The 19839-nt window shown below is 55.7% G+C and carries 23 protein-coding genes; 6 read left to right on the top strand and 17 right to left on the bottom strand.

Going from position 1 to position 19839, the window contains the following annotated elements; all coding sequences use genetic code 11:
- Window positions 1–2: 2 nt before the first annotated feature.
- The 7 genes from EDB95_RS08035 to EDB95_RS08065 all read right to left on the bottom strand — a co-directional run bounded on the left by EDB95_RS08035 (window position 3) and on the right by EDB95_RS08065 (window position 5063).
- The gene (locus tag EDB95_RS08035) at window positions 3–557 is read right to left on the bottom strand and encodes a TerD family protein (RefSeq protein WP_133992422.1); all 555 of its coding nucleotides are present in this window, start codon (window positions 555–557) and stop codon (window positions 3–5) included.
- Complete coding sequence (locus tag EDB95_RS08040; protein ID WP_133992424.1) at window positions 547–1374, bottom strand: phosphoribosyltransferase family protein; 828 nt, start codon at window positions 1372–1374, stop codon at window positions 547–549. The genes EDB95_RS08035 and EDB95_RS08040 overlap by 11 nt, the downstream gene beginning before the upstream one ends.
- The gene (locus EDB95_RS08045) at window positions 1349–2020 is read right to left on the bottom strand and encodes an HAD family hydrolase (RefSeq protein ID WP_133992426.1); all 672 of its coding nucleotides are present in this window, start codon (window positions 2018–2020) and stop codon (window positions 1349–1351) included. The genes EDB95_RS08040 and EDB95_RS08045 overlap by 26 nt, the downstream gene beginning before the upstream one ends.
- A gap of 3 nt (window positions 2021–2023) precedes the next feature.
- Window positions 2024–2704 carry a TerD family protein gene (locus EDB95_RS08050; protein ID WP_133992428.1) on the bottom strand — a complete coding sequence of 227 codons (681 nt, stop codon included), beginning with the start codon at window positions 2702–2704 and terminating at the stop codon, window positions 2024–2026.
- 5 nt (window positions 2705–2709) lie between these two features.
- Window positions 2710–3285, bottom strand: coding sequence for a TerD family protein (locus tag EDB95_RS08055; RefSeq protein WP_133992430.1), 576 nt, complete (start codon window positions 3283–3285; stop codon window positions 2710–2712).
- Window positions 3286–3346: 61 nt separating this feature from the next.
- Window positions 3347–4459: a DUF2911 domain-containing protein gene (locus tag EDB95_RS08060; RefSeq protein WP_246073559.1), complete on the bottom strand. Its 1113-nt coding sequence runs from the start codon at window positions 4457–4459 to the stop codon at window positions 3347–3349.
- A gap of 94 nt (window positions 4460–4553) precedes the next feature.
- Window positions 4554–5063 carry a hypothetical protein gene (locus tag EDB95_RS08065; RefSeq protein WP_133992432.1) on the bottom strand — a complete coding sequence of 170 codons (510 nt, stop codon included), beginning with the start codon at window positions 5061–5063 and terminating at the stop codon, window positions 4554–4556.
- A 62-nt stretch (window positions 5064–5125) separates the two neighbouring features.
- On the opposite strand from EDB95_RS08065, the gene EDB95_RS08070 reads away from it, so the two are divergent.
- The 4 genes from EDB95_RS08070 to EDB95_RS08085 are packed head-to-tail and all read left to right on the top strand — an operon-like array spanning window position 5126 to window position 8130.
- A complete protein-coding gene (locus EDB95_RS08070) occupies window positions 5126–6292 on the top strand; it encodes a DUF1624 domain-containing protein (protein WP_133992434.1) in 1167 nt (388 codons plus the stop codon).
- A 5-nt stretch (window positions 6293–6297) separates the two neighbouring features.
- On the top strand, window positions 6298–6876 hold the full coding sequence (locus EDB95_RS08075) for a Crp/Fnr family transcriptional regulator (RefSeq protein ID WP_133992436.1): 579 nt from the start codon (window positions 6298–6300) through the stop codon (window positions 6874–6876).
- Window positions 6877–6929: 53 nt separating this feature from the next.
- Entirely contained in the window at window positions 6930–7733 is an 804-nt protein-coding gene (locus EDB95_RS08080; RefSeq protein ID WP_133992438.1) for a sterol desaturase family protein, read from the top strand.
- On the top strand, window positions 7687–8130 hold the full coding sequence (locus EDB95_RS08085; protein WP_133992440.1) for a DUF2147 domain-containing protein: 444 nt from the start codon (window positions 7687–7689) through the stop codon (window positions 8128–8130). The genes EDB95_RS08080 and EDB95_RS08085 overlap by 47 nt, the downstream gene beginning before the upstream one ends.
- Here the strand turns inward: EDB95_RS08085 and EDB95_RS08090 are convergent.
- Genes EDB95_RS08090 through EDB95_RS08110 form a run of 5 tightly spaced genes read right to left on the bottom strand, consistent with a single transcriptional unit; the run spans window position 8108 to window position 13497 of the window.
- A complete protein-coding gene (locus tag EDB95_RS08090; RefSeq protein WP_133992442.1) occupies window positions 8108–10483 on the bottom strand; it encodes an ABC transporter permease in 2376 nt (791 codons plus the stop codon). The two genes, EDB95_RS08085 and EDB95_RS08090, sit on opposite strands and share 23 nt — an antisense overlap.
- A 30-nt stretch (window positions 10484–10513) precedes the next feature.
- Window positions 10514–12088 carry a M20/M25/M40 family metallo-hydrolase gene (locus tag EDB95_RS08095; protein ID WP_133992444.1) on the bottom strand — a complete coding sequence of 525 codons (1575 nt, stop codon included), beginning with the start codon at window positions 12086–12088 and terminating at the stop codon, window positions 10514–10516.
- Between the two features lie 57 nt (window positions 12089–12145).
- Window positions 12146–12757: a hypothetical protein gene (locus EDB95_RS08100; protein ID WP_133992446.1), complete on the bottom strand. Its 612-nt coding sequence runs from the start codon at window positions 12755–12757 to the stop codon at window positions 12146–12148.
- Window positions 12747–13250: an RNA polymerase sigma factor gene (locus tag EDB95_RS08105; protein ID WP_133992448.1), complete on the bottom strand. Its 504-nt coding sequence runs from the start codon at window positions 13248–13250 to the stop codon at window positions 12747–12749. The genes EDB95_RS08100 and EDB95_RS08105 overlap by 11 nt, the downstream gene beginning before the upstream one ends.
- A complete protein-coding gene (locus EDB95_RS08110) occupies window positions 13237–13497 on the bottom strand; it encodes a hypothetical protein (protein ID WP_133992451.1) in 261 nt (86 codons plus the stop codon). The genes EDB95_RS08105 and EDB95_RS08110 overlap by 14 nt, the downstream gene beginning before the upstream one ends.
- A gap of 67 nt (window positions 13498–13564) precedes the next feature.
- On the opposite strand from EDB95_RS08110, the gene EDB95_RS08115 reads away from it, so the two are divergent.
- A complete protein-coding gene (locus EDB95_RS08115) occupies window positions 13565–14080 on the top strand; it encodes a DUF3455 domain-containing protein (protein WP_133992453.1) in 516 nt (171 codons plus the stop codon).
- Between the two features lie 5 nt (window positions 14081–14085).
- A complete protein-coding gene (locus tag EDB95_RS08120) occupies window positions 14086–14907 on the top strand; it encodes an NAD(P)-binding domain-containing protein (protein WP_133992455.1) in 822 nt (273 codons plus the stop codon).
- On the opposite strand, the gene EDB95_RS08125 is transcribed toward EDB95_RS08120, so the two are convergent.
- From EDB95_RS08125 to EDB95_RS08145, 5 genes are all read right to left on the bottom strand, one after another.
- Complete coding sequence (locus EDB95_RS08125) at window positions 14852–15364, bottom strand: GNAT family N-acetyltransferase (RefSeq protein ID WP_133992457.1); 513 nt, start codon at window positions 15362–15364, stop codon at window positions 14852–14854. The two genes, EDB95_RS08120 and EDB95_RS08125, sit on opposite strands and share 56 nt — an antisense overlap.
- Window positions 15351–17768 carry a bifunctional YncE family protein/alkaline phosphatase family protein gene (locus EDB95_RS08130; RefSeq protein ID WP_133992459.1) on the bottom strand — a complete coding sequence of 806 codons (2418 nt, stop codon included), beginning with the start codon at window positions 17766–17768 and terminating at the stop codon, window positions 15351–15353. Before EDB95_RS08130 ends, EDB95_RS08125 begins: the two co-directional genes overlap by 14 nt.
- Before the next feature lie 49 nt (window positions 17769–17817).
- Window positions 17818–18771: a helix-turn-helix domain-containing protein gene (locus EDB95_RS08135; protein ID WP_133992461.1), complete on the bottom strand. Its 954-nt coding sequence runs from the start codon at window positions 18769–18771 to the stop codon at window positions 17818–17820.
- Between the two features lie 198 nt (window positions 18772–18969).
- Window positions 18970–19425: a DUF6934 family protein gene (locus tag EDB95_RS08140; RefSeq protein ID WP_133992463.1), complete on the bottom strand. Its 456-nt coding sequence runs from the start codon at window positions 19423–19425 to the stop codon at window positions 18970–18972.
- Window positions 19426–19468: 43 nt separating this feature from the next.
- Window positions 19469–19789 carry a hypothetical protein gene (locus EDB95_RS08145; RefSeq protein ID WP_133992465.1) on the bottom strand — a complete coding sequence of 107 codons (321 nt, stop codon included), beginning with the start codon at window positions 19787–19789 and terminating at the stop codon, window positions 19469–19471.
- Between the last annotated feature and the right edge of the window lie 50 nt (window positions 19790–19839).

The raw sequence follows: 19839 nt of genomic DNA on the forward strand, positions 1-19839 counted from the left end.
TATTAGTTGTATTTGTTGAGATAATCTTGTAATCCACCTTTGGTCCCCACACCCACCGCCTCGAACTTCCAGGCGTTGTCCTTTTTGTAGATGCGTCCGAACTCGACCGCGGTCTCGATGGAAAAGTCTTCTTCGAGTTCGTATTTCAACAGTTCCTGGCCGGAGGCCGTATCGAAAATACGGACGAAGGAACCGCGGACCTGTCCAAAGTTTTGCCGGCGGGCTTCGGCGTCAAAAATGGTCACGACCACGCGCAGTTCCGCGGCCTGGGGGTCGATGCGGCTCAGGTCGATCCGGATCTGTTCGTCGTCTCCTTCGCCTTCCCCGGTCCGGTTATCCCCGGTATGTTCTACGGCCCCGTTGGGGGACTTGAGGTTGTTGTAAAAAACAAAGTGCTGGTCGCTCAGGAGCTTACCCTGCGGACCCAGTATAAAGATGGAGGCATCCAGGTCGAAGCTGCTGCCGGTGGCGGAACTGTTGGTGTCCCAGCCCAGACCGACGGTGAATTTGGGGGCGGTGATGGTTTCCCGCTGCCCCTTTTCCAGGTTAATCGCCATAGCGTATCTTATTTTGAACGTTTGCGCGTATAAAGTCCAGGTTCCTTCGGTAGGCGTCCATGGTGTGGTAGCCGTTCCCAATGGCCATATCGTAAAGATACTCCAGGAAGGCATCCGTCTGCCCTTCGACAAAAATACGGAAGGCCTCGAAGTCGTAATGCAGGATGTACTTGGCGGCCCGGGTATTAAGAACAAAGGACCCGCCCCGGATCAGGGCATCCAGGTCGAAGATCGACCGGATGGCGTGGTAGTTCAGAAAGTTTTCGATCGTGGGCGGGATGTCCGGATTGACCAGCTCCGCGAAATACAACAAAAAGAGGGGCTCTTGAAGCCCATATTCGCGTACCATTTTCAGGATCATCCGCTCGTGGCCTCCGGTGATGCGGATGTCGTCCAGGAAAAGCACGGTTTTCCCTTCCAGAAAAGCCCGGTCGATGTGAAAGGCGTCGTTCCCGATAAGCGCAATGCGCTCGTCCGCGCTGAGTCCCCCATAGTCTTCCTTATAGGTGACGGTGCGATGGACCTTTGTCTCCTGGACCACGGGAAGGCCCCTGTCTGCCAGGTAGCGGTTGAGCCGGAAGACGAAGTAGTTCTTCATCGCAAAGGTCGCCGTGGGGATAAAGGAGTAGGGACTGGGGACCACGACCACCTGGCCTTTCAACGAAGCGCCGTGCGCCCGGATAAAGCCCTCCGCCAGGTCAAAGCCAAACGCCCTTGCCACGACCTCGTCCCCGAACTTGAAACGGCTGTAGTCATCGGGGTCGAAGCCGAAGTGGTGCTCGTTTTTGATCTTATGTAAGGCGTAGGAGGTGCTCAATGCCTTGCCGGTTTACGTTGATCAATAGGTGCGGGAGCCCCACCCTTGCCGCCCCCTGGCCGTCCGCCACCGGGTTGTCGCCGACATGAAGAACGTCGTGGCGGGAGACCGGTACACGAGCCAGCATCCGCTCGAAAAACACGCTGTTGGGCTTGGACACGCCTTCTTCATCCGAAAAGAGCTCGAAATCGAAGGCAAGACCCAGCGCGGGAAATGCTTTTCTGAGCGTCCGTCCCTTGATAAAGGCCGTATTGCTCAGGAGGCTCGTGGTATGGCCCTGATCCTGTAATGTCCGGAGCACCCTCAGGGTTTCCGGGCCATAGATCAGGGGCGGATGGGTCAGAAATACAGTTTCCATTTCCTCGTACAGCGCCACCGGGTCGACGTCTGCAAGCGCCTCCGGGGAGGCCGCCTGCCCGATGACCCAGAGGTGCAGTTCCTCTGCCTGCAACTGCCCGCCCGTCCGTTCATTGATGGTGTTGGCCAGCAGGTCGACCTGGCGGAAAACCGTCTCGATCTCGTCCAGGCTTTTCCCCGACGGATTATACCGCTCGTGGATCACCCTTGCCCTTTCATATTTGTACTGCGGATTCGACCGGATCAAGGTCATCCACAGGTCAAAGGAATAATGCCGGTAGGTTGCCACGGTCTAGTAGGTATACCCCGCCTTGAGCAGGTCCACAAAGCTGTCGGTCTGGTGGGGTTCGCCGATGGCCCGGAATTTCCAGGTCCCGTCCTTCCGGTATACTTCCGCAAAGATCATGGAGCACATCCCGTTGTACGTGGCGTCCCCGGACAGGTTGAACTTGGCGATCTCGTGCCCTTGGTGGTCTACCGCGCGGATAAAGGCATTTTCCACCATCCCGAAGTGCTGGTGTTGCTGCCGTCCGTGGTAGATGGCCACGAGGAAAACGATTTTTTGATAACGCTGGTCCAGGCTGTCGAGACGGACGATGATCTGTTCATCGTCACCTTCGCCGGCCCCGGTCCGGTTGTCCCCGGTCAGCCATATCTGGCCGGTGGGGTGCCGCATCGAGTTAAAATAGATGATATCCCCTTCGTACAGACCGATGCTCCGGCCGTTGATATCCGCGGTGCGGCCGAGGTTGGCTACCTTGCCGTTCCCGTCGAGTAAGAAAGCGATGGCGTCCAGGTCATACTCTTCTTCTTCTTCCCCCCCTAAAAGCTTGCTCAGGAAGCCGCCCCCGATCCCGTTTTTTTTGCGTACATCCCATCCGAGACCGATGGTGACTTGCGACAGGTCATAAGTTTCACCCCTTTCTCCCTTGCGGAGGTCTATGGTCTGTCCTTTGACTAGGTTAATGGCCATAACAATTATTTAATGATTTGTCCTTTGTAATATTTCGACAGGAAAAAAGCCAGGTCTTCCTTATACCCGATCCCCGACGCCTCGAACTTCCATTTCCCGTCCCGGCGGTACAGCCGCCCGAATTCCACGGCCGTCTCGATCGAAAAGTCTTCGCCCAGCTCGTATTTGGCGACTTCCAGCCCTGTGGAGTTGTCCACGATACGGATATAGGAATCCCGGACCTGTCCGAAGTTTTGGCGCCGGGGCCCCGAGTCATAGATCGTCACCACGAACAGGATTTCCTGGACCCTCGGGTCTACTTTTGCCAGGTCCACGACGATTGTTTCGTCGTCCCCGCCGTCGCTGTTGCCCCCGGTGGGATCGTCCCCCGAGTGGTGCAACGCAGTATCCGGGGAATCCGTGTTGCCGTAGAAAATAAAGTATTTTTCCTCGGGGATAAGCCTCGACTGGTCCAGCATAAACGCCGATGCATCCAGGTCGAAGGCAAATCCCGTGCCTTCGTTGGGGGTCCATCCCAAACCGACGCTCATATTGTTGAGGCCGATGTCAATTTTTTGGCCTTTTTGCAGATTGATTGCCATAGGCCTCTAATGTAGGTAGATTTTCCCTTCCGGTGAAAAGGATGCTGCGAACCTTGATAATTTAGTTGATATCCTGCCCGTTTTTGAGCTTATCGATAACATCCTGAACGTGAACTTTATTCCCCGGATCGGGCGCCAACGGCTGGGCCTCGGTCGCGTATTTTAACGCTTCTTTGTAGTTGCCGTTCGCGGACAGACCGCGGGCCATACCCATGAGCGTGGTAAACTGACCGGGGTTCTTCTTATAGTTGACCGTAAAAACTTCCAGGGCCTCTTTTGGCTTTTTTTCCGTCAACAGCTGGCGGCCGTATTGGTGCAGTTCCGCCATGGAGCCTAAGGGAAGCGCTTTTTTCATGACCTCCGCCGCCTCGGCGGTTTTCCCCAGTTGGTTCAGGATGTCGGCCTTGGTGCTCCAGGCGGTAAAACTGCTGCTGCCGCCGAAGTTGGGACCTACGGAGCTGTCCGCCCAAAGACTGGCTTCCTCCAGGTTGGTATGGTTTTGGGCGCACCAGGCGGCCGCCTGGTTCCAGGCGAACCAGGTGAATCCCCGCTCGGTCCGTAATTCCTTACGCATCTGGGCAAGCTGTGTCTGGACGTAGTCGACGCTGACGGTAAAGGGGATCAGGAGCTTTTCCCACTCCAGCGCCACCGTGGCCGAGTTGTCTGTTTCGTCGGTAAACTCGTACCGCAGCCATTCTACCTTGTGGTCCAGGGCGACGGGTTTGACCTTGACCCGGAGCGCGTCCTCGTTGTCGTTGTAAAAAAACGAGCCCCAGGAGGTATAATTTTTGGAAAAAATAAGGGTGCATTCGTCCGGACCGTAGGCTACGAAAAAGCCATACTTCCCCGCGGGCAGGGGTTGCCCGTTGATGGTGACGTCCGTGGAAAAGGAAATGGTGGTATTTTCATTGGCGCCGGCCCTCCAGGGTGATGCCTTGCTGGGGCCAAACCCCTGGTCGTAAAATCCTACAGGCACCAGTTGCCCCCAGATCTTCCCGTCCCGGCCCTTTACACCCGGCCGGTCATAATGGATGGAGACGTCGGTGATCCCGATCGTTTCGGCGACCGAGGCCCTTTTATTCCCCCCGTCGGGTTTCATCGTCAGGGGCAGGGATTGGGCCATAGTGAACACGGGCAGCAGCGCCAAAACGCCGCAGATCATAGTGAGTTTCATGACGCGTGATTTTTTTATGTAGTTAACCTACTCAATCAATCCGCGCCGGGCAACGGAAAAAGTGACCGGTGAAAAAAGGAAGGGATGGAAGGAATTACCTGGTTAAAGTTATCTTGTCGGTTTCCCAGCCGATGGCGCTGTTGGAACTGTAATACTGGAGCCAGTAGATCTTCCCGCTCAGGATGTTGGTCGTAAACGTAAAGTCGCCCACGTCGAAATTGGCAAACTCGATGACCCCCGAGGTATTCATCCCGTAGATCTGGTCCGTCAGGGTCAGGGCGGAGGAAGAGATTTTGCCTGTAAAGGTCACGGGATACCCGTCCTCGATGGGCGGGGATTCCCCACAGTTGTCGCTTTTCCCGCTGCGAGCGTTCCCATAGATGTCCACCTGGACGTCGTTGTCGTCTATGGCGGTGATGTTGAACGTAAAGATGCAGGGAAAAGTCGTGTAGGTGGCCACGCTTCCGCTGTTGGTACAGTTGGTGATCTCGTAGACGGTCACGGTGGCGGAGGCCTTCCATTGGCCGGAGATGTTGCGGGCGGGTGAAAGGGAGTTTTTCGAACAGCCCCATAAAAGAATGCAGAGGAGCAGTGAGTATCGCATGATATAAAATTGGAAAACCCTGCGTCCATTCTCAATACCGGTTTTTTGGTATTTTTACTCCTATGACTGCTAAACCCGCCCGCATTGAGTCCATAGACCTGTTAAGAGGGATCGTGATGATCCTCATGGCACTGGACCACGTTCGTGATTATTTTCATTTTTCGGCGTATCAATATAATCCCCTGGACCTGGCGAGGACAACGGCGCCGATCTTTCTGACCCGTTGGATTACCCACTTTTGCGCGCCTATCTTTATGCTCCTGGCGGGGGTGTCCGCCCACCTGTATGGGCTCAAGCGGAGCAAGGCGGAACTGTCCCGTTTCCTGCTGACCCGCGGGGTCTGGCTGATCTTCCTGGAACTCTTTATCGTGACGGTGGAGTGGACCTTCAACCCCCTGTTCAACTTCTATATCCTCCAGGTTATCTGGGCCTTCGGGGTCAGCATGATCGTCATGGCCGGTCTGATCCGTCTTCCGCTTTGGGCGATCCTCTCCGTCGGTATCGTGCTGGTGGCCGGGCACAACACCCTGGACGGGATTCATGTACCCGGCGATGGCGCCCGCGCCTATCTGTGGTCGTTTCTCCACGACCAGCGTTTTTTTGACAACGTCGCGATGGGGTACCCCATCATACCCTGGATCGGGATCATGGCGCTTGGGTACGCCCTCGGGTCGTGGTATGCGCCTTCATTCGACGCCGCCCGGCGCCGCCGGAACCTCTTATATACCGGCTTTGCAGCGCTCCTCGCCTTCGTGCTGATTCGCTGGACCAACGTGTATGGGGATCCTCAGGGGTGGTCTGTACAAAAGACGCCGCTTTTTACGCTCTTGTCGTTTGTCAACGTCACCAAATACCCGCCTTCGCTGTTATATTGCCTGCTGACCCTTGGCCCCGCGCTGATCTTCCTGGCCGTATCCGAACGGCCGGTGGGGGCGTTTGGACAAAAAATCCTGGTTTTCGGACGGGTGCCCTTGTTCTATTACCTGGTCCATATCTTTGTCGTCCACGCCCTGGCGGTCATAGGCGCCATGATCTGCGGCTATCCCTGGGGGGATATGACGATGATCCGGAGCTGGGTGACGAACAATGCCAGCCTGCGGGGCTACGGCTTTAACCTCCTGACGGTCTATGTCATCTGGATCGGGGTCGTGCTGGCCCTGTACCCGCTGTGCCGCTGGTACGACGCCTACAAACGCGGGCACAAAAAGTGGTGGTTGAGTTATATGTAACCCTTATGTATTCGTTAGTCACAGAGTATATACGGCAAAGGATCTTCGTCCCCGAGGAGGCGTTGCAGGAAGCCTTCACGTATTGTACGCTCCGGCATTTCCGGAAAGGAGACTACGTGCTGCGGGAAGGGGAATATTGCCGGTTCATCGGCTTTCTGAATGCGGGACTCATCGTCAGTACTTTCGTAGGGGGGAATGGGAAGGACGTGGTCTGCAACTTTTTCTTTGAAGACCAGTTTTTCACCCATGTCGAAAGCCTGAACCATCCCCACTCGTCTACGCGGAGCTTTATCGCCGTTGAAAACTGTGACGCCCTGATGCTGGACAAAGAAGACCTCTCGAAAATCTTTGCGATCCACCCCGCCTTCGAAACCCTGTTCAACCGCCTGATCCTGGAAGACCTGCAACGGATGCTCGTCTATGAGCAGGAGAAACGGACCCAGACCGTGGAAGAAAGGTATCTGTATATCCAGAAGATCCGCCCCGACCTCCTGGAGCGGGCGCCCCTCAAGATCATCGCGGGGTACCTGGGGGTCGAGCCGCCCAGCCTTAGCCGCCTGAGAAAAAGACTGGTGAAACGGTGAAAAATTAACCGGGGTTAAGCCGAACCCCGCCCACCGCGTCTAATTTTGTGGACATGAAGTGGTCAGATTTCATCTATGAGCTCTACCAGGTCGCCAACAAGTACTATATCGTCGGCGGACTTGGATTTTTGATCTTTTATATACTCCTGCGTAAAAAGATCAGTTGGAAAAAAATACAAGCGAGATTCCCGAGGCGTAAGGATTACTGGCGGGAAATAGGCTGGTCGACCCTGTCCATTATCCTGTTTACGCTGCCCCCCCTGATCATCCTCCACAGCGATTCGATCCGGCCGCATTCCACTTTTTACCGGCACATTTCCGAACACGGGTGGGTGTACTTTTTCGCCGCTTTCCCGCTGATGGTCGTCGTCCACGACGCCTATTTTTACTGGATGCACCGTATGATACACCACCCGAGGCTTTTTACACTGGTTCACCTGGTCCATCACCGGTCCACGAACCCCTCCCCCTGGGCGGCGTACGCGTTTCACCCCCTGGAGGCGGTCCTGGAGTCGATGATCTTTGTGATCTTTCTCTTTACCATACCCATCACGGGCTGGCATTTGCTTGTATTTTTCCTGATCAGCCTCATCTATAACGTGTACGGACACCTGGGCTTTGAACTGTACCCGGCGGGTTTCCACAGGCACTGGTTCGGCAAATGGGTGAATACCTCCGTGAGCCACAATATGCATCACCAGTACTTCAAGGGGAATTACGGCCTTTATTTTCTTTTCTGGGACCGGGTGATGGGGACCCTCCGGAGTGACTATGACAAATCCTATCAAAACATAACAACGCGTAAAAAAAATGAAATACATCCTATTGATCCTGTCCCTGTGGGCATGGCGCAGTAACGGCCAGGTAAAGGCAGACGACGTCACGGGCACGTGGCTGACACATGGCGACAAACCCGCAAAGGTGAACATCTTCCGCTCCGGAGACAAGTATTACGGAAAGATCGTCTGGTTGCAAATCCCCCTCATGGATGGAAAACCCGCCGTCGACAAAAATAACCCTGATCCTTCCAAACAAACACAACCTTTGTTGGGGTTGCAACTCCTGAAGGGATTCCACTTCGCCGATGACGAATGGGACGACGGTAACATTTACGATCCGGAGTCCGGGAAGACGTACAAGTGTACGATGTCCCTGAAAGATCCCCAAACCCTTAAGGTAAGAGGGTATATCGGGATTTCGATGTTCGGGCGAACCGAGGTATGGACCCGCGTTACTCCGAGCGCAGGCTTGTGATGGGATTGGCTGTCGCCGCCCTGGCGGTTTTCCAGGCAACGGTGGCCGCCGCGATGAATACCGTAGCCCCAAGGGAAAGGGCGAACGTCCCCCAGCCGATCGGGATCCGGTAGGTATAGTCCTGGAGGTAGCGCATCATCGCCCACCAGGCGACCGGGGCGCCGATGACGAAAGCCAGCCCGATAAGCAGCGACAGTTCGCGTCCGAAAAGCCAGAGCACGTCACCCGTGCCGGCGCCCAGCACCTTGCGGACACCGATCTCCTTTGTCCGTTGCGCCGTCATAAAGGAAACCAGACCATAAAGACCCAGACAACCGATCACAATCGCGATACAGGCAAACCCCTCGACGAGCGCCAGGAGCGTATTGTCCACGGCATAAAAGCGCGCGATGCGTTCATCCAGGAACTGATCGCTGTAGACATAGGCCGGGTAGGCCTGGTTCCACATCCGTTCTATCGACGCCTGGGTATTTTTCCAGTCGGTCATATTGACCTTGACCGCGCAAAATTTATAGTCCCTTGCCGCGGTGGTGACGCAAAGGGGATCGATGCCCGTCCGGAGCGAGCTGTGGTGAAAATCCCTGAGGACCCCGGCGATTCGCCCGGGTACATCGTGTCCGCCGATGGACATGGATTTGCCGATCGCCTCGTCCGGGTTTGTCAACCCCAGTTTGCGAAGGAACGTCTCGTTGACCAGGAATTCCCGGAGGGTGTCCGACGCAAAAAGGTTCCGTCCTGCGACGAGCTTTAGTCCAAAAGTGGGCACATAGCGTTCGTCCGCGGCCTTGACGTTGACCTCCCAGTTTTCATCCTTCGGCCGGTTGTCGAAGCGTATGTTCGTCAGGTGGGTGGAAGTGGAGGCCGGAGGTTGTGCACAAAGCGTGGCGGCCTGTACCCCGCTGAGCGCGGTCACGCTGTTGAGGAAGGTATGCATCTTTTGTGCGTCGTCTTGGGGTATGGGCACGAGGACAACGGCGTCCTTGTTAAAACCTAAATCAGCGGTGACGGTATAGCGGAGCTGGTGCGCGACCACCAGCATGGAAATGATGAGCACCTGTGAGATCGTGAATTGCAGGACGACAAGCCCCCTTCTCAGGGAAACGCCGCCGATGTGCTGCTGCGATAATTTGCCTTTCAGCGCAATGACCGGCCTGAACCGCGACAGGATCAGTGCGGGATAGGCGCCCGACAAAAAGACCACCCCGGCCAGCAGGGCGGGCAGAAAGACCCAAAGCCCCGGGCCAAGCGTCATCTTTGTCCGGAAAAGGTCGTTGGCAAAAGGCAGCCCCCACCAGGCCAGCAGGTATGCCAGCGCAAAGGCCACCAACACGATGCCCGTTGTTTCCGCCATAAATTGCCAGAACAACTGGCGGCGAAGCGAGCCCATCACCTTGCGGACGCCCACCTCCCTGGCGCGGCGAAGCGCCTGCGCGGTCGCCAGGTTGACAAAGTTGACACAGGCCGTCACGATCAGGAAAAGCCCGATACACCCCAGCGCCCACAGGTATTTCCGGTCCGTGCGCCCATCCAGGGTCGTGTTGAAATGGATGTCCCGCAGCGGCTGTAGCGAAAACTCCGTCACCTTGGCGTCCTCGGGATCGTAGTACTTGTGCACCAACTGTGGCAGGGCTTTGTCGACCATGGCCGCGCTGACCCCGGGCCGGAGCCGCACAAAGAACTGCATATTCCCTTCCGTATTCCCCCAACTGCTGTCGCTGGCGAAATAAGGGCTTTTGTCCTTCAGGTTAGCATACGACAGGTAAATTTCCTGGTGCCGGTCCGTATTGTCGGGTAAGTCCGCCAGGATACCGGTGACTTTGTAGTCGCGCTGGTTGTCGTAGCGGATCATTTTGCCCACGGCGTCTTCGACGCCGAAATATTTACGCGCCACCCGTGCCGTGATCAGCGCGGTGTTTGGCTCGGCGAGCATTTGCGTTCCATGGAGCAATGGGAAGTGGAAAATGTCAAAGAAGCCGGGGTCCGCATACGCTACGCCATTTTCCTCCTCGTATTTGGCCGCCGTCTTTTCCTCCGGCAGGCTGATCAGCGCCCGCAGATTGACGTCCACCCGGGCCGTTTGCTCCGCGAAATTATATTCGTTGAGAAACGCCTTCCCAAAAGGCTGGGGGACCCCCGTCTGGTGTTCGACATTTTCCTCGTGAAACGTCGTCACGATGCGATAGATGCGGTCCGCGTCCTGGTGAAACGTATCGAAGTTCAGCTGGTAATGGATGACGGAAAAAATAAGAAGCGCGCCACCGCAACCTAAGGAAAGCCCCAGTACATTGACGAAGGTATACACACGGTTGCGGCGAAGGGTGCGCCAGGCGGTGAGGAAGATGTTCTTTAGCATAAAAAAGTAGGTCTTGCTTGGTGTGTGCTTCTAATCCATCCCGCCTCTGCGGATCGCCTTCACCTGCGCCGGCCACTTCGTCTGCTCGCCGGTGCGGGGATTGATCGGCAGGACGGCCTTTTCCACCGAGGCCCGCTGCGGGTCCTCGCTCGCCATATAGGCCAGGATCGCCACCAGGACGACGTTATTCGACAGGTCGTCAAAGACGAGCTTGTCATACGTATCCCGGTTCGTGTGCCAGGTGTAATTGAAATAAGACCAGTTGAGGGCACCCAGCGAAAAACCGGGGGCGCCCACCGCGTCAAACGACGCAAAGTCGGAACCACCGCCCCCCGGTGTGCCCGGGAACGTCGTTTTTATCGAATCCCTGATGTACGAGGGCACCTTGCTCAACCAGCGGGTGAGGTAATCGTATGCGTGCAGGTAACCCTGCCCGGACATACTCACGACCCGTCCCGTCCCGTTGTCTTGGTTGAACAAGGCCTGTAGTTTGCTCACCGTATCCGGGTGGTCTTCCACAAACGCCCGCGACCCGTTAAGCCCTTCTTCCTCACTTCCCCAGTGGCCTACCAGGATCGTCCTTTTAGGGTGAGGATATACTTTTTGCAAGATCCGCATCGCCTCCATCATCATCAGGGTGCCGGTGCCATTGTCCGTGGCCCCCGAACCCCCGTCCCAGGAATCGAAGTGGGCCGACAGCATCACGTATTCATCCGGTTTTTCCGTCCCCCGGATGGCCGCCACCACATTAAACGTCGGCACCGGGCCGCGTTCCTTCGACTCCACGTGTACCGCGATCTTTGGGTTGGCACCCGATTCCACCAGGCGGTAGAGCATCCCGTAGTCCTCCTGCATCACGTCAATGGAAGGTATCTTTTTGGTATAGGCGCCAAAGATTTTATCCACGCCAAAACCCGCGGACCAGTAGGAAGAAACGACGCCTGCGGCCCCTGCATTTTCCAACGCCACCGGCAAGGTCCGGGTCGTATACCCGGTCTTTTTGACCCGGCTGGCCCAGGCGTCTGTCATGGCTTTCCGGTCGTCCTTCATCTTCTGGATCGACGCCGCCGTCCCAAACTGGTCCCAGTTGTCATCCGGGCGACCCGTCGGCTGGAGCATCGATACCATGACGAACTTCCCCTTTACCGAAGGCATCCAGGCCGCATACGCCGCAGAATCTGCGAGGTCGGGGAGGATCACCAGCCCCGCCGTGATGGTTTTATTCCCCATGTCGGGACACCAGGCGAGCTGCGTCGCTTCCAGCGTCCGGACACGTGGCGACACCATGTCGATGTGGGAAATCCCTCTTTCCCAGCCCCTCCATACCCCCCAATCCTGTTCCTGGGCATCGATCCCCCAGCCCTTATACTTGGCCAGGGCCCAGTCCCGGGCCTTTTCCATCTGCGGCGACCCCACCAGCCGGGGCCCGATGCTGTCAAACAATTCATGCGCCAGGAGCTGGAGCTTGGAGTTGTCCTTTTCCTCCTGTATAATGCTTTCGACCACGGGGTCCTTCGGCGCCCGGTCGGGGCCTTGGTCAGGCCTTTGCGCTTGCGCGCCGGCGGTGGCCAGGGTGATGATGGTGGTGACGACTAGTTTTCTCATAGCGCCAATATATGGATTTGGCGCGGCGGCCCCGGGGGATTGTGACGGGTGGTCGAATTAATCCTCCAGGTCGTCCAACACCCGTTTCAGCTCCGCTACGTGCCGTCCATATTTGGTCCTCACCTGCAGGTGCAGCACAAAGGCCACCATCGCCTGCGCGATCAGAAAGGTCACCATGATCCAGAAGATTTTTTGCGCGGAACCGGGGGTATCCTCACAAATAAAGTCCCGCATAAACTTACCCCAGGACGAAGCGCCCATGACGGCGATCCACAACAGGGTAGCGGTAGGGGTGACGCAGAACGAATAGGTTTTGTAGACCTCCATATTGAGTTCAAGCTCGTAGACGATCTTGCGGATGCTCTTTTTGAGCCCTAGGTCGTAGCGTTCCATGCGACGGTAAAAGAGGAAAAAACGCGTAAAATAATAACCCGTCTGGACGAACAAAAAGGAGGCCGTGCACACCACCAGGAAGGTGAGGTGGTTGAAACCGGACATCAGGACAATCACCAGCGTCAAGGCAAAGCCGAACGCCGTCGCTATAAATTCATTCCGCATGTTTTTGCGTATCCGGGAGACGGCGGAAGTGGTTTTTTCGGTGGGAAGGCTGGGCGAACCTCCTTCGGCGGGTTCCTTTGCCCAAGCGTCTTTCAGGTCGTCAAAATTCATAACCCATGGTTTTAATAATCGTTTGCAGTTTTTCTTTGGCCCGGGTCAACCGGACCCGGACGTTGACGGGAGACAGTTCGAGGATCGTGGCCATGTCTTTACCCGAGTGGCCTTCCATATAAAGGAAGATGACCGCCTTTTCCACCTTATTCAGGTGCTGGACGGCGCGGTGAAAGATGGCCAGTTGTTGTTCGGGGTCCCGGACCGGCCGCACCTCCTCCGCCAATTCCGGATAGGGGATGTTGATTTCCAGGCGGCCCTTGGTCCGCCGGAGGTAGGCGATGGCCGTGTTGAGCGCCACGCGGTACATCCACGAGCTGAACTTGCTATCCCCGCGGAAGGAATCGTAGGACACCCAGAGCTGGAGCACGATCTCCTGCAACAGGTCCTGCCGGTCTTCTTCCCTGTCCTGGTAGAGACGGCAGACCTTATAGAGCATGCCCTTGTGCGTCTCTATCTGTTGGAGGAAAGCGGTTTCTTTATCGTTGTTCATACCGGGTGATCGCCTCTTTCAGTGCATCGCTCATGTGGCCGTCCGTCGGCTGGAAGTCCCCTTCCGCGGCGGAGAGCCAGGTACCGTCCATGGACCGGAGCAGGCGGTATTGTTGTTGCCCGACCTGGACGAAATAGGCCTTTTTCCGTTCGGCTTTTCGCCAGAACTGTAAGGTTTTCCGTATGATAAAACCCTGCCGTACATCCGCTTGCTCCCCCGTGGGGAGGTGTATGGTGTAGTGACTCATGCAAGGTAAGTAGGGGCAGGGAGTGATTTGTTACAATTTAAGACGGGATTTCGTACATTGACGGCGCATGACACGTCTAATTTTATGCCTCGGTTTGCTGTGCGCCGGCGCCGCCCGGGCCCAAACCATCCCGTCCGCCCTGGCCGTGCCCGCGGGCAACAAGCTGATCCTTCACGCGTATGCGAAGGGGGTACAGGTCTATGTTTGTACACAGGACCCCAAGGACACCACCCATTACGTATGGACATTCACCGAACCCCAGGCGACACTGTATGCCGACAGGGATTATAAGACCGACATCGGTAAGCACTACTTAGGCGCCACCGGCCAGCCCACCTGGGAAAGCACCGACGGGTCCAAGGTGTCCGCTGTAAAAGTGCAGCAGGTACCCGATGCCGCATCGATTCCCTGGTTGTTGCTCAAAGCGGCGAGCACCGGCGGTTCCGGGGCGCTGAGCGCGACGACCTATGTGCAACGTCTCCGGACGACCGGTGGGGAGCCCGCAGAGGCGGATGCGCGGCATAAGGGGGAAAAGATACGGGTGCCCTACACCGCGGAATATCTTTTTTATGGCCCCCAATAAATTTTATGGCCCCAGGTAAGGCGATCGGTTGCATCGGCGTGGGCAAAATCGTGTCCGCCGTCGTGGAAGCCTGGTGTACCGCGGGGGTGGACGTCCCGATCTATCTTTCTCCGCGGAACGAAGCCGTGGGGCGCGACCTATCGAGCCGTTTCCCCAACGTACACCGTTTGCAGGATAACCAGGTGGTGCTCGACCGGAGCGACATCGTCTTATTGGCTTTGCGGCCGCCGGTTGCGTTGGAGGTGTTGGCGTCGCTCTCGTTTGCCCCCCGGCACATCGTGGTATCCATGGTCTCCTTTGTATCCTATACGGATCTTTGCGCTGCGGTGTCACCCGCCGGGATGGTGTGCCGGGCGGTGCCCCAGCCGACGGTTGTCAACCACCGGTGTCCCATCCCCCTTTTCCAGGCGGACGATACCGTACGGCAATTGTTTTCGCGGATCGGTCAGTTGTATGAGGTGGAGAGCGAGGGACAGCTCCAAACATTGTCGACGCTCACCGGGCTAATAAGTCCTTACTACGACCTGCTCCAAACATTGAGCGACTGGACGGCTGCCCAGGGGGTGGATCCGGCGATCGCCGGGAACTATGTGGTGGACTTTTTCGAATCGCTGGCGTATGCGGCCCAGCAGGCCGCCCCGCCGGACTTCCACGCGCTCTCTCACCACGCCGCCACCCCCGGTGGCATGAATGAGCAGTCCGCTAAGCAAATCCGTGACAGCGGCGCCCACGAAGCCTGGCTGCGCGCCGCGGACAAGATCCTCGCGCGGTTCAGCCAATCTCCAACTCGAAAAGACTCAGCCCATCCCGGTAGTGCTCCGGAATGACTTCCTCCGGGTCGAAGTACCGGAACCCGCAAAACCGGAAGCCGCAACTGATGTAATATTCTTTGAGTTTTTCGTTGTCGGGAAAAGTATCCAGGCGAACATACTTTTTCCCCAAATCCCGGCCATACGCTTGCGCCCAAAGGATGATGTCCCGGACGTATCCGTTCCCTTTAAACGCGGGATTTGTCACGATCCGGTGGAGGTAAAGCGATGGCGCGGGGTCGCCGTTCCACACCACGGGGTCGTCGTAAAGCACCGAGAAAACACACGCGATAGCATCACCGCAAAGAATCTTCCAGTGCCGCCCCTCCCCGATCTCGCGAAGGAGTAGGTCCCTGTCAAATCCAAACCAGTGGCGGTGAAACACTGTTTTCTGGAACTGGATGCCGAGGTCGTATACGCGAAGGATGTCGTCCACGTCGGCCGGCGTGCTGCGTATAGGGCTAGTCGTCCTCATGTTTTTTTTGTTGACCCACCAGCACGAAAGCACTTCTCTTAGGCGCCGGCATGACGGCGGCTTCTCCTTTGACGGACTTCCAGATCACCTCGTTCATGTCTTTATCCGGCACGGCGTCCTCTTTGGCCAGGTCAAAACGGGCCGAACGGCGGACGCTTTCGTTGTCGGCGGTATTGCGTTCGTTGATGTCCACCCGGGCCGGCAGCAGTGCATAAGGCGTGGTATCGGGTTGAGCCGTAAAACAGGCGTACATCGGGAGCGCCGCCGCGTCGTACTGGCTCATCGGCGGAAGCCCCAGGATGAGCTCGATGGTCCTGAGCATACCCGAGGTCGAGTACATGCTGTGGACCACCGCATTTCTTTTGACAAAGGGACCCACGATATACGCGGGGGACCGGTGCGCATCCACGTGATCCGGGCCGGCCTGGGCGTCGTCCTCCAGGATGAAAACGACGGACTCCTTCCAGATCCGGCTGTGGGAAAGGTGTTCAACGATCCGCCCCACCGCCAGGTCGTTGTCCGCCACGGCAGCGACCGGTGAATAATGCCCCTTTTGCTGCCCGCTGGTATGGTCATCCGAGATCCGGAGCGTGTTGAGCCGGGGCACCGCGTCCGCGGCGAGGAGCGAATCAAAATCCTTTTCCCAGGCGTCGGCCCGCACCTGGTCCTGGATAGTCATATCGAAACCCGGAGAATAGGGCGCCGAGTGCCCTTCCACCGAGGGGATGCTCGCCTTGCCATACGACCCGAATTCGCCATACGTCCGGTAGCTGATCCCCGCCCGTTTGGCATAGTCCCAGATCCAGCCGTCGTTCGGGCCCGCTGCCACGTCTCCATAGCTGGGTCCCCGCCGGCCATAATTGGTCGGCCACGTTTTTTCGATTACGTCCGTGGCATACGCCGCCATGCTCCAATTGTGCCCATCCTCGCTCACCTCCGCGTCCACGTAGAAATTGTCCAACAGGACAAAGTTTTTCGCCAGCGCGTGTTGGTTCGGCGTCACCCGCTCCCCGAAAATGCAAAGGGACGTATCCCCATCACCCCCCGGCATATCCCCCAACACCTGGTCATACGTCCGGTTTTCCTTGATGATGTAAAAGACATATTTGATCGGGGAGGGGTCGCCCACTTTGCGTGGGATCGGGTTGCCCTCCTCTCCGTCGGCTGTTTGTTTGCCGGTAAACGGCGTATTCGCATACACCTGTTGTGTATAGGTCTTCAGCTGTCCGCTGTCCGGCCGGTCGATAAACGACAAAACACCTTTAAAAAGGCCGCCGATGTATTGGATAGTACTTTTGCCGGTCTGTCCCGTATGCTCACCGACGTTGTTCTCTTTTTCAAAAGGCTGCGGACCCAGCGGGTTCGCCTGGGAGCTCAGGCCCTTCCCGTTGGCCACGATGATTTTGTCCCCCACCGTTTTTACATTCGTCGGATACCAGCCCACCGGGATAAAGCCCAGACCTCTGCTGTTCCCCACGGCCGACACATCAAAAACGGCCAGGTCATTGTTGTCCGCGTTGGCGACGTACAGTGCTTTTTCATCCGTCGACAACGCCAGCCCGTTGGTCGTCGATCCCGCCAGCCGGGTCGGATAAAGGGTAGTGGCAATGGTTTCCGTTACTGTGCCCGTTTTAGTATCGATCACCGACACCGTGTTGTCGTTGGCGTTTGCCACAAACAGCCGTGTTCCTTTTTTGTCCAGCAAAAGCTCATTGGGGTGCTCGCCGGTGCTGATCTTTTTGATGTCGCCTTTTTTCGTGTCATACACCGCTACGGCAGCACCGTTCCAAATCGAGATGTACAACGTCTTGTTGTCGGGCGACAGCACGCAGCCATAGGCCGAGCCGGGTAGGGGAATCCGCTTCTTCACGCTCCGCTTGTCGATCACATACAGGCAACTGTCCCCCTTGGTGACGACGTACAACGTTTTGCCCGTTTTGTCTACGGTTATTCCCGTCGGGCAGGTAGTCCGTTTGGGCCACGGCTCCGCGAGGCGGATGGTATCGGCTTTGCCCAGCTTATCGTTGTCGATGGCAAAATCCAGCACCCAGTTGTCATACCCTCCCGACACATACAAATCCTTTTCATCCGGACTAAAAGCCAATCCATACCACGACTTCCCCACTTCTTTCTCGTCCAAAACTTTTTCGCTTTGTGGATCCAGCAACTGCACCGACTGCGTGCTTTGCCCGTTGTTGGTCACCGCCAGCAGGCGGCCGCTCCGGCTCACCTGGATATTCAACGGAAGGTCGCTCAGCGGTCCCAGCGGCAGCGAACGGCCCGCCGGGCTCAGCCGCCAGCCGTTTGGCAGCAGGATCTGGTTGTCTTTTTTCCCGGGGATTAGCGTTTGGGCACAGCAAAAAAAGCTGGTGCCTAAGAGAAGGCTTGTCAGAAGGGTTTTCATAAGGGGAAGATCGTTTTTTTGAGGGATCCTCCCCGGAGCTAACAATAATTTAATGTCTTTCCTTCCGGTAAAGGGCCGGTGTCGTGTTCGCCAGTTTCCGGAAAAAATGGTTGAAATGCGAAGGTTCATTGAACCCCAGCCGGAACGATATTTCTTTAATGGTCAACTCGGTCTGGCTCAGCAAAGACGTCGCTTCGTGCAGGATATGCTCGTGGATAAAGGCAATGGCCGTTTTCTGCGTGTGTCTTTTGATCACCGCGTTCAAATGGTTCGGATGCGTCGACAGCTGTTCCGCAAAAAACTTCACCGTTCGTGCCTCTTTGTCTGCTTTCCCCGTGGCCAGGTGTTTCCGGATCAACGCCCGGAATTTCTCCACCAGGGTATGCTCCGATTGACGGACGCTGGTGGCCAGCGCCTGGTCTTCTTCCACATATTTGTGGTACAGCCTTCTTACATGCAACAACAAGGCGTGCGTATACGTGGAAATAAGGTCGAATTTATCCTTTCGGTCCGACCGGTATTCCTCCATGATCCGTTTATACAGCCCTCCCAGCAATGCTACCTCCTCCGGATCGATTTCAAAAGGAATGGCCTTCTCCATATCGAAAAAAGGCAACCCAAAAACCAGGTCCGCCAGCGCTTTATTTTTCAGCAAAAAGCCTTCCGTAAATACGATGAAATACTCCTTCAACCAACGCTCCGGCTTCAACCACGACACGATCTGGCAAGGCGTTTTAAAATATAATGCCGGTTTGTTGATCCGTTTCTTCCAAAACCCGGCGTTGAGGGTTATATCCCCCTCCAGGAACAACGTAATGCAATAAAAAGAATGACGGAACGGTTTGGCGACGTAATCATACCCCTTCAATACTTCCGGGTCGATTTCACGGATGTCGAAATCCTTGTGCAACGGGGGTCTTGCCTTGATGTGTTTGTATAGGCCGAATAGGTCTTGCAGGTAGGGGATGTCTTCCTGCGGGGGGCTTTGGGTTTTTTTGCTCATGGGAAGGGGCCCGCGGGCGAGGCGCTACTACTCTAGAAATTTCGTATTACGCAAGATTTCTTTGGCCTTTTCCAATTTTTTAGGAAAAAGTGTTTCTTCTGCCGTTGTGCGTGTTACGACAACCACGGGAGGCAGATTCTTTTTGCGGCCTTTTACAGACGTTTTATTTTTCCCTTGAGTAGTCGACATATTTCAAAACTAAACAATTCTTTTTATAAAAAAGGCTTCGATCTGCCCGGGTGCGTCCGGGCGAAAAGGTTGCTCGATATAATCCGATCCCCGGTTCACCAATACGTTGATATTGAATTGTCTATTAAATAGTGGATAATAGGATTTTAAGATTCTTATATACAAACGGGTTCGCTCCGGAGTACTCCCTGTAAAGAATATCTCTGCGTCTTTGTTGATGCTGGCAAAGTCAAGTAAGATTTGAATAACGGTGGATAGAACTTTCCGAATGTCGCCATTGTTAGAATTGGCTTCATCGTCGACGGAACCATCGGAACGTAAGTCACCAAATCCTATTGTTACAATTTGGCGGGTGCCGGTGTACGTGAAATCTACGACTTTGACAATTTTCCGACGCCCAGTACTGGTAAATGTATACCGGGTAGTATAGCAATGATCAAATGAATAAGATGCTTCGTGAGACATATTCACCGAGGATGCAAGATTTTTCAGCTTTCGGTTGAGCGTATTATTTTTTAAGGAAAAGCAGGATAACCCAGACGGTGATCGTAATCTGGCTGATACAGGCAATGAGCATCCATTTTAAAAGATCATAGTGCGTATGCGCAAGCTGGGTTCGCATATCCTCGAAGTCTTTGATAGGAAACTTCCAATCAATACAGCCCTTCAAGGGTTGAATGTCCTTGTGAACAATTTCAACCGTGTGCTTGCCCACACTTTGAATTTTTGCGATTTCATAGATGATTTTCACCACTTCCAGAGCCCTTTCCTCTGGTAATTTAAGATCGCTTCGGAGAACGTCATACGGCTTCAATACTTGAGATTCCATACCCCACGAAACTTTTTATTTCAAAATCCGGTTATAATCAGGTAAAGATA

The organism is Dinghuibacter silviterrae (assembly GCF_004366355.1).
GTDB classification, from domain to species: Bacteria; Bacteroidota; Bacteroidia; order Chitinophagales; family Chitinophagaceae; genus Dinghuibacter; species Dinghuibacter silviterrae.